Annotated in this window: 12 protein-coding genes; 9 read left to right on the top strand and 3 right to left on the bottom strand. The window is 62.3% G+C overall.

Translation table 11 applies throughout. From position 1 onward, the window contains the following. Window positions 1-8 precede the first annotated feature (8 nt). From RA19_RS07400 to RA19_RS07360, 8 genes are all read left to right on the top strand, one after another. Complete coding sequence (locus RA19_RS07400) at window positions 9-1130, top strand: iron-containing alcohol dehydrogenase (protein WP_039161100.1); 1122 nt, start codon at window positions 9-11, stop codon at window positions 1128-1130. After that, a complete protein-coding gene (locus tag RA19_RS07395) occupies window positions 1130-2479 on the top strand; it encodes an amidase (protein ID WP_039161097.1) in 1350 nt (449 codons plus the stop codon). The genes RA19_RS07400 and RA19_RS07395 overlap by 1 nt, the downstream gene beginning before the upstream one ends. Before the next feature lie 528 nt (window positions 2480-3007). After that, on the top strand, window positions 3008-3979 hold the full coding sequence (gene dctP, locus RA19_RS07390; RefSeq protein WP_193748238.1) for a TRAP transporter substrate-binding protein DctP: 972 nt from the start codon (window positions 3008-3010) through the stop codon (window positions 3977-3979). A gap of 68 nt (window positions 3980-4047) precedes the next feature. After that, on the top strand, window positions 4048-4551 hold the full coding sequence (locus tag RA19_RS07385; protein ID WP_039161092.1) for a TRAP transporter small permease: 504 nt from the start codon (window positions 4048-4050) through the stop codon (window positions 4549-4551). 1 nt (window position 4552) lies between these two features. Further along, window positions 4553-5866, top strand: a complete 1314-nt coding sequence (locus RA19_RS07380) for a TRAP transporter large permease (RefSeq protein WP_039161089.1) — start codon at window positions 4553-4555, stop codon at window positions 5864-5866. Window positions 5867-5957: 91 nt separating this feature from the next. After that, window positions 5958-6917, top strand: coding sequence for a LysR family transcriptional regulator (locus RA19_RS07375; protein WP_052261694.1), 960 nt, complete (start codon window positions 5958-5960; stop codon window positions 6915-6917). A 254-nt stretch (window positions 6918-7171) separates the two neighbouring features. After that, window positions 7172-7963, top strand: a complete 792-nt coding sequence (locus RA19_RS07365) for an alpha/beta fold hydrolase (protein WP_039161085.1) — start codon at window positions 7172-7174, stop codon at window positions 7961-7963. A gap of 102 nt (window positions 7964-8065) precedes the next feature. Further along, window positions 8066-8674 (top strand): YceI family protein, encoded by a 609-nt coding sequence (locus RA19_RS07360; RefSeq protein WP_039161082.1) that lies wholly within the window; start codon window positions 8066-8068, stop codon window positions 8672-8674. 117 nt (window positions 8675-8791) lie between these two features. Here the strand turns inward: RA19_RS07360 and RA19_RS07355 are convergent, their stop codons facing one another. From RA19_RS07355 to RA19_RS07345, 3 genes are all read right to left on the bottom strand, one after another. Further along, window positions 8792-9646, bottom strand: coding sequence for an alpha/beta hydrolase (locus tag RA19_RS07355; RefSeq protein ID WP_039161080.1), 855 nt, complete (start codon window positions 9644-9646; stop codon window positions 8792-8794). Window positions 9647-9681: 35 nt separating this feature from the next. Next, window positions 9682-10656, bottom strand: a complete 975-nt coding sequence (locus RA19_RS07350) for an amidohydrolase family protein (protein WP_052261693.1) — start codon at window positions 10654-10656, stop codon at window positions 9682-9684. Window positions 10657-10722: 66 nt separating this feature from the next. Continuing rightward, complete coding sequence (locus RA19_RS07345) at window positions 10723-11838, bottom strand: hypothetical protein (protein WP_152615712.1); 1116 nt, start codon at window positions 11836-11838, stop codon at window positions 10723-10725. A gap of 528 nt (window positions 11839-12366) precedes the next feature. On the opposite strand from RA19_RS07345, the gene RA19_RS07340 reads away from it, so the two are divergent. After that, entirely contained in the window at window positions 12367-13044 is a 678-nt protein-coding gene (locus RA19_RS07340; RefSeq protein WP_039161075.1) for a response regulator transcription factor, read from the top strand. Window positions 13045-13061: the final 17 nt, after the last annotated feature.

Here is a 13061-nt window from a genome sequence, read left to right as displayed (position 1 = left end):
GGCACAGCATGGGCCACTTCATTTCCCTACCGCAAGAAACAATCCTCTGGGGCGAGAACAGCCTGCCGGCCTCTTTGAGCCGGTTTCCGGAATTCGGCATCACACGTCCGGTAGTCTTTGTGGCCGATGTGCTGGAAGCATTGGCGCAGGAATATGTGCTGCCGCTTCTGGCCGAAACGCACCTGGGCCTGGTCACCGACCTGCCCGCGCATGCGCCCGACACTGGCATCCGCGCGGCGCTGGAGGAGTGCAAACGGCTGAACGCGGGCTCGATCATCGCTGTTGGCGGCGGCTCGGTACTGGACGCGGCCAAGGCGGTTTCTTACCTGCACCACCAGGAGGCCGGGCGCTATCTGCCTATCGCTGCCCTGCCGACCACGGTCTCCGGCTCGGAATATTCCCATTACTTCGGCATCACCGAGACCGACGGCCCGCAGCTGTTCAAACGCAGCTACGCGGTGCGGGAAACCACGCCCAAGGTTGTTGCACTGGACCCGGTGCTGCTGCGCACCGCGCCGCGCGGGCTGCTGCTGTCCTCCGCCATCAAGGGCATCGACCATGCCGTCGAAGGCATGCGCAAGGTTGCGGCGGACCACCCGCACGCGATCATCGCTGCCGACGGCGTGAACCGCTTTTTGTCGGTGCTGGAACGCTGGCCTGCAGAGCTCAGCACGCAAGAAGCTTTGGCGCAAGGCCTCATAACCGACGCGGACCTCGTACAGCTGCAGCTGGGCGGCTGGTACTGTTATTTCACACCTGCCTCAATGATCTATGGCCTCAGCCACCGTATCGGCCACATCCTTGGCGGCACGTTCGAACTGCCGCACAGCATGACGTCGTGCATCACGCTGGCGCCGGTGATCCGCGCCTGTGCTGAAATGTACGGCGAGAAGCTGAACGGGTTTGTGGCGGCCGGTGAACGCGGCGATGCCGCTCAGGCGCTGGCAGACCGGATTGAACAGGCGGTCCATTCGCTGGGTCTGCCCAGCAAGATCAGCGCCTTTGGTCTGTCCCGCGATAAACTGCCGGAAGTCTCCCGCTTGCTGCAGGAAAGCTACTCCAACGAGGTCGCCGATCTGGGCGGGGATGCTGCCAGCAAACTGGACAAGCTGCTGGAGGCCATCTGGTGATGCTGCGGGGCAAGGAGCGCGCGCTTTCGGTCCCCGATACCCTCGCCGGGCTCAAAAGCGGGGAACTCAGCGCGATGGACGCCGCCCGTGAAGCCCTGGCCCGGGCCAAGCGCTGCCGGATCGACATCAACGCCTTCTCGGTGCTGAACAGGAAAGATGCGCTAATCGCGGCAACCGAAAGCGAGCAGCGCTACAAGAACGGCACCCCCCGCCCGCTGGAAGGGGTGCCGGTTGCGGTCAAGGATATGATCGACACCGCTGGCTGCGAGACCCGCTATGGTTCGCAGGCCTTTGTCGGCAATGTGCCTGACCGCGATGCCGCCGTGGTGCGGACCCTGCGCGAGGCGGGCGCCATCATCACCGGCAAAACCACCACCCACGAATTCGCCTGGGGCGTCACTACGGCCAGCGAAACCTTTGGCGACACCCTCAACCCGCATGACACATCCCGGATCCCCGGCGGCTCCAGCGGCGGCATGGCGGCGGCCATCGCCTATGGTGCGGTAAGCGCCGGGCTGGGCACCGACACCGGCGGTTCGGTCCGCATTCCAGCAGCCCTATGCGGCACCGTAGGGTTCAAACCAACTTATAACCGGCTGTCCTCGCAAGGGATTTTCCCGCTGGCAAAGTCATTGGACCACCCTGGGATCCTTGGCGCTGCAATGGAAGACGTCCTTACGCTATCCGCTGTATTTGGAATGGCGCCGCAGCGCCCGCCGGAAAAGCTCCGGATCGCCGCCTTCCCTTACCTGCGACCGGTCCCAACTGATGCAGCCACCGCCGCCGCCTTCGAGGCCTTCTGTCGACAGCTAGAACCATTGGCCCGCATTACACCTTTGCAGGATACGGACATGTTCGACGGCCTGTTCGATGCCTTTGCCGACACCGTGCTCGTCGAGGCCGGCACCGAGCACAGCGCGCGGCATGATCCGGAGTTCATCCGCGAGACCTATCAGGCCGAGACCGCCTCGCGGATCGAATTGGCGCAAGCGAAAACCATCTCCGATCTGACAGAGGCCCGCCAACGGACCTGGCAGTTCCAGTCCGATCTCGAGCAGCTTTTCGAAGACTACGATTTCCTGATTCTCCCCACATGCCCTTGCACCGCCCCCCTGCGCGGCCAGAAGGATCTGGCAATCGGAAGCTGGAGCGGATCGGAACGGCAGGCGCTGATGGCCTATACCGCCCCCTTCAATCTGGCCGGAACGCCCGCGCTGTCGCTGCCGGTTCACCATCTGACCGGCTCGGAACTTCCTGTTGGCGTTCAACTGGTTGCCCCCTCCGGCAGCGATGAAGCCCTGCTCGGCCTGGCCGCTGAGATCGAAGACATGCTGCGGCCGCCTGCCTGACACGCATACCGCGAGGCCACTTGGAGCCAAGATTACAATTATGAAAACAAAGAGAAAAACAGTGGATCAGCTCAGCGGCCTTTGTCAGCTTGAAAGCCGACCTTTGCAAGATGTCCCGGCCCCCGCCGCGGGCAAAAGCCAGACAGAAGGAGGCGACACTATCGCTTGGTTATACCGCCGGGCCGCCAATTCATTACCTTTCGGCCGGACCGCTCAGTAACCTGCCATCCGGGAGGCAGGCCATAGGCCAACGGGCAAATTGCAGAAGCCCGGCGCAATGGAAGCCCGCGCTCTCCCGGGGCCTGCTGAAGAGGCCCTGAGCCGCCACGGGTGCTGGCGCGCAAAGACGAAACACGCGGAACTGTCCGATCACGGCATTAGGTCCGGCCCCTAGGTCTTGAGGCCGTCCTAAGCCCCCCTCACCGGACATCAATTCACACCATCCCGCCGGAAAGCCCGGATGGGACTGGATCGGTTTGTCCTGCCGTCAGGCCGGGCGGGCCGGCTCACATCAAAGGGAGTATGACAATGAAGAGCCTTCTTACCTCGTTTGCCGCCGTTGGCGCCATGATGATGGCCCCTGTTGCGGTTGCGGAAGAGATCACCATGAACGCGGTGACGATGACCCCGAAGACCCACAACCTGTCGCACGGGTTCAAGATCTTCATTGACGAGATCAACGCCAAATTCGAGGGCGAGTTCCAGATCAACTGGCGCGGCGGCCCGGAAGTGATCCAGATGTTCGGCCAGGCCGACGCCGCCCGCAACGGCGCCATCGATATCGCCTTCACCGACCCCAGCTTCTATGCGGGCCTGGTTCCGGCGGCCAAGACCCGCTACTTCACCAATGCAGGCTATGACGGCGTGAACGCGGCGGGCTTCAACGAGAAGATGCAAGCGCTGCACGAAGGCAGCGGGCTGTTCTACCTGGGCGCGGTGCCGGCCTCGGAGATCAAGTTCCACTTCTACCTGCGCGAGCCGATTGAAACCCTGGAAGACCTGAAGGGCCGCCGCATCCGCTCTTTCCCGACCGTGCAGCCGATGGTCGAAGCCCTGGGCGCAGCGCCGCTGGTGCTGCCGATCGGCGAGATCTACACCGCCATGGAGCGCGGCGCGATTGACGGGTTTGTCTTCGGCCCGGTGGGCTGGGGCGACCAGTTCAAGGGTGTGGTGAAACAGGTTGTGACCCCGGGCTTCTACCAGGGCGGCTTTAACGCTGTGGTCAACCAGGACGCCTGGAACGAGGTGCCGGAAGAGCTGCAGGCCCGCATCGTCGACTTTGTCCGCAACGACCTCGCGCCGCGTATCGACGCCAGCTGGAGCGGCGTGATCAGCGACGCCTTCGGCGAGATGGAGGCGGCCGGCTATGCCCTTTATGATCTGCCCGCGGCCGAGCAGGAGAAATACCAGGGCCTGGCCATGGAGTCCGCCTGGGAAACCGTCGCCAAGTCAATTGACCCGGAAACCGCCGCCGAACTGCGCCAGATGCTGAGCGAATAACGACAGCCCCACACCGATTGAGGGCCGGGCAGCTGCGCCCGGCCCTTTGTTCAAACGGGACAAGCCCCATGCCAGAACTATACGAACGAAGCAGCCGGCTGCTGAGCCGGATCAACCTGATATTGGCGGTCCTGGGGGCCTGCGTCTTGTCAGTGATCGCTCTCATCATCTTTTTCGAGGTCTTCTCGCGCACTTTCCTTGGCGTCTCCCGGCTGTGGGTGATCGAGGTTGCCGAATACGGGCTGGTCTACCTGACTTTCCTGGGGGCGCCTTACCTGCTGGAGAAGAACCAGCATGTGACCATTGACCTGATCTATGACGCAGTGCGCAGCGGCCCCAAGCTGCTGCTGGCGGTCTTCAACAACACCGCAGGTGCCCTGCTGTGCCTGGCGCTGGCCTATGCCGGGCTGCAGGTGGTGCTGGACCAGGCCGCCACCGGTGTGCGCGAAGCCTCGGTCATGGCGCCGCAGAAATACTGGATCTCACTCATCTTTCCCGGCGTGATGCTGCTGATGGCTCTGCAGTTTGCCGGCAAACTCCTGCGGACAATTGTCCAGGCGAAAGGGGCCTGACATGGAATGGTATTGGGTTATCGCCCTGATCACCGGCGGCTTGCTCACCTTCATGATGCTGGGGCTGCCGGTCGCCTTCTCCTTCCTGCTGGTGAACCTCATCGGCGCCTACATGCTGTTCGGCGGCATGAGCGGGGTCGAGCAGCTGGTGGTGAACATCGTCGACTCGCTGTCGACCTTCACGCTGGTGCCGGTGGCGCTGTTCATGATCATGGGCGAGGCGATGTTCCAGTCGCGGATCGCGGTCGACCTGATGGACACTATCGACAAATGGTTCGGCAAGCTGCGCGGGCGGCTGGCCTTCATGGCGGTGGGCGGCGGCGTGCTGTTTTCCACCCTGACCGGCAATTCCATGGGCTCGATTGCCCTTCTGGGCTCCTCCCTGGTGCCGGAAATGGAGAAGCGCGGTTACAAGAAGCCGATGTCGCTGGGGCCGATCCTGGGGTCTGCCGGCCTCGCCATCATGATCCCGCCCAGTTCGCTGGCGGTGGTACTGGGGGTGGTCGCCGAACTTTCCATCGGCAAGATCCTGATCGCGATCATCCTGCCCGGGCTGCTGATGGCCGCGCTCTACACTGCCTACATCCTGATCCGCTGCACCATCGAGCCGGATGTTGCGCCCTCCTTTGACGTGGAACCGGTGCCCTTGTCCGAAAAGCTCTCGGCCACTGCGGTCAACATCGTGCCGCTGGGTGTCATCATCTTCTCAGTCGTCGGGGTGATTTTCATGGGGGTAGCCACCCCCAGTGAGGCCGCCGCCACCGGTGCTGTGGCCACCCTGCTCCTGGCCGCCGCCAAACGCCGCCTTACCTGGGAGGCCTTCAGCAAGTCGATGTTCGGCAGCGCCAATATCTCGGTGATGCTGTTGATGATCGTCTCCGGCGCCGTCGCTTTCACCCAAATCCTGGCCTTCACCGGCGCCACCGAGGGTATGGTGCAGACCATCGTCAACCTTCCGATCTCCTCTGGCTCTGTCGTTCTGGTGATGATCACCACCGTGGTGTTCCTCGGCATGTTCATGGGACCGATCCCGATCATGCTGGTGACACTGCCGATCTTCGTGCCGGTGGTGATCCAGTTCGGCTATGACCCGATCTGGTTTGCCGCCATGTATCTGGTGGCGATTGAGACCGGATCGACCTCGCCCCCCTTGGGCGGTGCGCTGTTTGTGATGAAGGCGGTCGCCCCCAAGGGCACCACGATGAACGACATCTACAAGGCCGCCACGCCCTTCATCATCTGCGACGTGCTGGCGATCGTCATCCTGTACCTGTTCCCGCAACTGGTGACCTGGCCGGTCAGCATCATGTCCTGACACCGGCTCCTGCGGCAGCCCTTCGGGGCTGCCCCCAAGACGTGTTTGCCCAGCGGGTGCGGGACCGTGCTGGCAAACGGAGGGAAAGACCATGAAGCCCATCCGCCTCCGCCTGAAGATCCGGCAGATCCAGGTTGTTCTGGCCATTGCCGATATGGGCAACCTGCTGCGCGCGGCCGACAAGCTGCACATCACTCAGCCGGCAATTTCCAAGGCACTCACGGTGATCGAGGAGGACATTGGCGAGCGCCTGTTCGACCGCACCCCCTACGGCGCCCGCCCTACCCCGGCCGGCGAGGTGGTGATCCGCCATGGCCGCAACGTGCTGGCGGATATCCAGCGCATGCAGGACGATCTGGAGGCCACCCTGCGCGGCGACACCGGCAGCCTGCGGCTGGGGGTGTTCTCGCTGATTTCCGACTGGGAGGCGATCAACCAGGCGATCATCCAGGCCAAGGCCAAAGCACCGGGCCTGACTCTGGTGATCGACACCGGCAAGATGGAGGACCTGATCGAAAAGCTGGACAGCGGCCAGCTGGACGTGGTGATCGGCCGCTATCCCTATACCGCCCAGCAAGGCCATCACACCATCAACGGCATCACCCGGGACCGGATTGTCGCCGTTGTCCGCCAGGGGCATCCATTGCTGCAAGAAGCCGGTGACCCTGCCTTCCGGCATTTGCTCGATTATCCCTGGGTGCTTCCACCCAAGGACAACCATGTCCGCATGCAATTGGAGCTGGAAGTCTCTGCGATGGGCGCGCAGCTGAGCGAAACCTCGGTGGTGTCGCTGTCGATCCCGATCAACACCGGGCTGGTCCGCAGCACCGACTCGATCATGATGATGCCGAAATGCGTCGCCAAGGCGCTTGAGCGCAGCCATGGCTTGCGGATCGTGCCTTGCGAGCTGCCGCTCTCCGTCGGGCCCCTGGTTGCAATCTGGCGCTCGGACCGGGTGGTGGACCAGCTGCGCGACATTTTTGTCGACGAGCTGGAGGAAGCCGTGGCGCTGGAAAGCGAGGGCGAAACAGGCGCGCTGCAGCCGGAATGAACGGCCGCCCGCATAGCCCGGCAGTTATACCGCAAGCCCCCAAATTCATTATCTCCGCTCGCACCTCACCGGTAGATTTCTGGCAGGAAACCAAGGCATCCCCGGCCCTGCCGGCGGATGCAGCAGATCACGCGGAGTCCGCAGCCAAAGACGGCTCTTTGCAAGCGGACCGGACATGGCGGGGCGGCCGGATACAACAACCGCAATAACCGGACCCGTCCCAGCCAGCACATGCAAAACAGGAGTGCTCTCAAGTGCAAGAAATCCAAGTAGGCAACAACACGCTGCAATTTCAAGAAGCCGGATCAGGCGAAACAACGCTACTGCTGATGACCGGCTGGTGCCAGGACGACCGGCTCTACCGCCATGTAATCCCGCTGCTCGCCGAACACTATCACGTTCTGCAGGTGAACTATCGCGGCCACCGCGAAGGCCTGGCCTATGACGGCGATTTCGGCGCCGCTGAGCTGATTGAGGATATGGCCGCGGTTCTGGACCAGAAGGGCATCAAACAGGCTGTCCTGGTCTCCTGCTCGCACGGCGGCTGGGTCAACATCGGTCTGGCAGACAAACTGGGTGCGGATCGAATCCCGCGCTGCATCGTGACCGACTGGGCGATGAACCCGCCGCAGGAATTCCACGACGGCATCAAGCGCGGCCAAACCGACGAACACTGGAGCGAGGTGCGCAACCACCTTTACAAGATCTGGATCGGCGGCACCCAGTCCCAGGACGTGATCGATCACTGCTACAAGGAATTCGAAGAATACGGCCAGGAGATGTGGGTCCGCTCCTGCCGCGTGATCGAAGGTGTTCACAACGAGTGGGAAACGCCGCTGAAACGCATCATGGCGCTGGCGCCGTCGCGCCCTGTGGCGCACATATTCTCGCAGCCTGCGACCGAAGAATACGAAGCCCTGCACAAACAGGCCGCCGAGGCAAACCCCTGGTTCACCTACTACCGCCTGCAGCCGGGCGTGTCGCACTTCCCGACCCTGGAATCGCCCGAAGCCTATGCGGCCGCAGTCCGCGATTTCATCGGCTGATCCCTATCCCCTAAGCCGCGGACACCTCGCAGCGGCTTGACTTGCCGCTGCCGGACAGCTTCCGGCAGCGGCCTTTTCTTACCAACCAGCAGGAGGAAACCCATGCGTCTGGCAAACATCATTCTGGCAGGCTCCCTGGCCGCTGCCCCGGTCTATGCGGCAGAGCTGGCGGTGCCCAGCGGCACTTATGAGCTGAAACCCACCCACTCCAGCCTGCATTGGCAGGTCAAACACTTTGGTATCTCGAACTACACCGGCAGTTTTACCGGACTCAGTGCCACGCTGGAACTGGACGCGGCAGATCCGGAAAACAGCCAGCTGACTGCCACCGTCAATACCGCCTCGGTGGATACCGGCTTCCCCTGGCCGGAGGCGCATGACTGGAACGCGGAAATGGCAGGGCCTGAATGGTTCAACGCGGATGCATTCCCCAAGGCCGAGTTCACTGCTACCAGCCTCAGCATGACCGGAGACAACAGCGGCGAGATGACCGGCGACCTCACCTTTCTCGGTGTCACCAAGCCCATTACGATGGAGGTCAGCCTGATCGGCGCACTGGCCGAGCGCAAGCACGCAGACGGTGCCGTGATGGGGTTTGAGGCAATGGCAAAGTTCAACCGCTCGGACTTCGGCTTTGACATGCTGGTCCCGGTCGCCAGCGACGAGGTCACCCTGTTCATCAATGCCGAGTTCCACCAGGCCGTGGAATGAACTGACTGTGCGGAGCGCCGCCGCGTTCCGCACTCTTTCCGCAAGACGCGGTAAACAAACAGGCCGGTGCAGATTTCTGCGCCGGCCTGTTTCAGACATGCCCCCTGCGCTGGCGGTTCAGACCATCCCGCGCAGAACCTCCATGATCGGGGTGCCCGCCTGCTCGAACTCGGCCATCGCGGTGAAGTGGTTCTTGTCCGGCTGCGCGTAGCGGGTCACGGCATTTCCAGCGGCCTCCCAGGCATCCGCAAACTCCTCTGATTGCCGGTGGAATTCGGTGGACTCTGCAGCACCATAGGTCACATGCACCGGCGGCAGGCCGGAGCGGATGTGAAACTGCGGGCTGTTGCGCAGGATCTGCGCCATGTCCAGCTGCAAAGCGGGCTGCAGGAAAGTGTAAGGAAAGGGCTTCAGATCGAACAGCCCGCTCACCGGAATGCCGCCTGCCAGGCAATCGTTGGGCAGGCCATAGTCCTCTTCCCAATTGGTCAGCAGGCACATGGCCGTCAGGTGACCGCCCGCGGAATGGCCCGCCACAATCACCCTGCGCCGGTCGAACTTCAGGTTCTCGTTGCGGATCAGCCAGGCAATCGCCGCGCGGCACTGCCGTACGATCTCGTCCATGGTGACATTGGGGCACAAGGTGTAATTCACATTGGCAACGCTGAAGCCCGTCGCCACGGGCCCCAGCGCCGCAAAGGCGAAGTCCTCGCTTGCCAGCATCCGCCAGTAACCCCCATGGAAGAATACCAGCAAGGGCGGCGCCTCGCCTTCAGCCGGGTAGAAATCCAGGTATTCGGACAGCGTCTCGCCATAGCGCAGCTTCATCTGCGGGTTGAGGGAGGCCAGCGCCTTGGCGTTCTGCTCCTCGAAATGGCGCAGGTACACCCCGAAATCCGGCACCGAGCTTTCGACGTCATATTGCACGTCCAGCTCGGCTTGGGTTTTGAACTTGCGGTAGAGATTGGCCATGTGCCGCCTCCTTCTGCTTCCGGATTGTGCCTGGATTACTGCCCGAACTGCGGAAACAGCTTTTCGGCGCTGCCGCGGTGGATCAGTGCCCGGTCCGCATCGCTCAGCCTGCTGTTTTCCGCCAGATCCTTGACCGAATGCTCCGTCAGCCAGCCAGGGCCGAACGGGTAGTCAGAGCCGAACAGGATGTGATCGGTCTCTACCAGCTCCAGCATCGTGGCAATCGGGAAGGTGGCCGCCGAGAAGGTGGTGTCGTAGTAGTAGTCCTTGAGGTACTCCAGCACGTCGCGCTCCAGATTGAAGCCATGGATCATGTCGGCGGATTTCAGGCGGAAACTCAAATACGGCAGCGTGCCGCCGCCATGGGACAGGATGATCGGAATGCCCGGGTGCCGGTCCATCGTGCCCGACAGCACCATGTTGGCCGCAGCCCTGGTGGTGTCAAAAACGAACTCCATGATCCAGGGGTAGTACGGCAGCGGCAGGTCGTATTGCGGCAGGCCCGGATGGATGAAGGTCGGAAGCTTTCGGCGCGACAGTTCTGCAAACAGAGGGTCAAACCGTTCGTCGCCAGGATAGATCCCCTGGTAGTTGGACAGCAGCACCAGCCCGTCGAGTTTCAGCGTGTCCAGCGCGTATTCCAGCTCGGCCAGCGCCTCATCCACATGCGGCAGCGGCAGAACCGCAAAAGCGCCAAAACGTGTCGGATGATCCTGCTTCAGTCTCGCCAGATACTCGTTGCACTCCCGCGCCAGCGCAACCGAAAATTCCCTGGGCCCGATTGAGGCACCGGGATCGGTAAAGGAGAGGATCGAGGTTTCAATGCCGCAGCGGTCCTTGTAGTCCAGCGCCCGTTCCGGCGTCCATTGCAGATCCGGCTCCTGCAGGCTGCGCCCGCCGATGGTGACCATGCCCTGCTCGCCCAGACGCGAGGTGTACCAGGAGGGCAGCAGATGGGTGTGAACGTCGATCAGCCCAGCGCCGCCGCGCAGATTACCGTTGTTAGACAAGGGGTTCTCCTTTGTTGAAGAACGCGCCGGAACAAATCCGGCGCGCTGTCTCAGTTTTTTCCGGGATCAGAACTCGAGCCCGTAGTACAGGAAGATGCCAGCCGAATTGGACGACACGCCGTTGGTCTCGTCGCGCTTGTAGGCCAGCTCCGCATAGAGATCGCCAAAGTTCCGGCCGATCGAAGCGGTCACGAAATTATTGTTGCCGTTGGCCATTTCGCTGGTGTCGCTGCTGTTGCCGATCCGCTGGATGCCGCCGCCCAGCGAGGCGACCCAATCATCGCCGAAGTAATAGGCGCCGGTTGCCATCAGCGAGTCCTGGTCAAAGGAAATCCCCTCGTCCAGCGAGTTATCCAGGCTGACAAGTTCGGCGTAGACTTCCAGTTCATTGCCGTTGGCGAGTTCAAACAGCTTGGCGCCGCCGATGGCAAAACCGGTTTCGGTCTCCTCACCCGGCATGCCGCCGTCTTGCGAGCGGTAAGTGACGTTGTAGCGCGAGTTCTCGACGCCAAAGGCATCGTTGCCTTCGAGCCAGAGGTTGTAAGAGCCCAGGCCGCTGTGATTGCTTAGGCCGCCATCTGCCCGCGCGGCCAGCTGTTCGCCGCGGAAGAAGCTGCGGGCGAGCGAGCTGGTGTCGAGCTGAAACGCACTGGCGCCCAGGGTGTGCTCACCGCCCGAAGCATCGCCGAAGGTGTAGGTGGCGCCGACACCGAGACGTTCAACCAGCTCGTAACCATAGAAGTATTCAGCGCTGTAAAGATAGCCCACCGCATCGTCGTAGCCGATGCCGAAGGTCGGGTTGAACTTGCCCGCGAAGAAGCCGATGCGGTCGAACTCGGCCGCCAGGTACAGCTCCTCGAAGTAGAAGTCGTAGTCGTTCGGGAAGAACCCGTCGCCCTTGACCGGTGCGCCGAGCACCACACCATTGATCGAGAAATTCTCGTTGAAGTAATACCCGAGGCTCAGGGTTGCCGAATACTCGTTCTCGGACTCGAAGTTCGAATTGTTGTTGAAGTACTCCAGCTCCAGCTCGGCGTAATAGGGCTTGTTCGGATCATACCCCTCTTCCTCTTCTTCGTCCGGCACCGCGAAATTCGGATCGTGGTCCTCATCCGCCCAGCCTGCTGCAGGCATCATCAGCGCCGCGCTGAATGCCGCGATTTTCATTGTGGTGGATTTCATGTTTGGGGTCCTCCCTAGTTCCGTCCCTTCCCGGCTCTGCCTGCCTCCTCAAGCAAGCCTCCGCCGGCCAGCTGCGCCAGGCGCACCGGTTCCGTGAGCTTCCCGGCTAGGCCGGAAAGCCCGTTCTGATCGATTTTGGTAACTGCCGCCGAGTGTTCTCGTGCCGCCGCCACTGCTACCCTTCAGGCTTGGCGAAAGGTAATGAATTCAGGAACGCGCCCTATAACCAGGCGTCATGAAGCCAGGTTTTTCCCCGCATTCACAAAGGCCTGGACCAATCCTCCGGGACGGTACCCTGCCATTCCCGCAGCGCCGGCACGCCCTTGGCGGCTGGCTGGCGCAATCCATACAGTTTTGTAAACTTGCCAGTTCGCCTTTGCGCCGCAGCGGGCTCAGCCCTATTTTCAGTGGCATAGCCGTGGAAAGCGGACCTCCTCCCCAGGCTTTTCCCGGCCCGCCCGGCGGTGTGTCCGGCCTTCCAACGGCCAAGGCGCCCCCGGGCGGCAAATCAGTGATAAGAGAGACGGAATGCACGTTCTGCTGCTGGAAGACGATGGTGAGATTGGCGGCTGGGTCCGCGACGGGCTGACCCGCAGCGGCCATGTTGTCGATTGGTTCACCAGCGGCCGCGAGGCGCTGATTGCGGCCACCACATCGGACTACGAGGTCCTGATCCTCGACCGCATGACCCCGGACCTGGACGGGCTGGGCGTTTTGAAAACTCTGAGGGCGACTGAGGTGATGACGCCGGTCCTGTTCCTCACCGCCCTTGGCGAGGTCGAGGACAGGGTCGAGGGGCTGGAAGCCGGAGCAGATGACTACCTGTCCAAGCCCTTCGCGTTCTCGGAACTCGAAGCCCGCGTCGCCGCGCTTGGCCGCCGCGCCTTGCGGCCCAGCGCCGCAGAGGCAACCGTGCTCAGCTGCGGCGACATCAAATTGGACCTTCTCAAGCAGAATTGCACCCGGCGCGGCGAACCGGTGGACTTGAACACCAAGGAGTTCCGGCTGCTTGAGGCCTTTATGCGGTCCAAGGGCCGGGTGCTGACCCGCAACATGCTGCTGGAGAGGGTCTGGGGGCTGAATTTCGACCCCACAACCAGCGTGGTGGAAACCCATGTCAGCCGCCTGCGGGGCAAAATCGAGAAACCCTTTGGCGATACGGTGATCCGGACCATCCGCGGCGCGGGGTATGTATTTGACCCCTAGGCGCCTATTCCACCGGT

The sequence above is a fragment of the Leisingera sp. ANG-M1 genome (genome assembly GCF_000813745.1).
Classification (GTDB): domain Bacteria; phylum Pseudomonadota; class Alphaproteobacteria; order Rhodobacterales; family Rhodobacteraceae; genus Leisingera.
The sequence above is the reverse complement of the archived record's forward strand: the minus strand, read 5'-3'. Positions and strand labels throughout refer to the sequence as shown.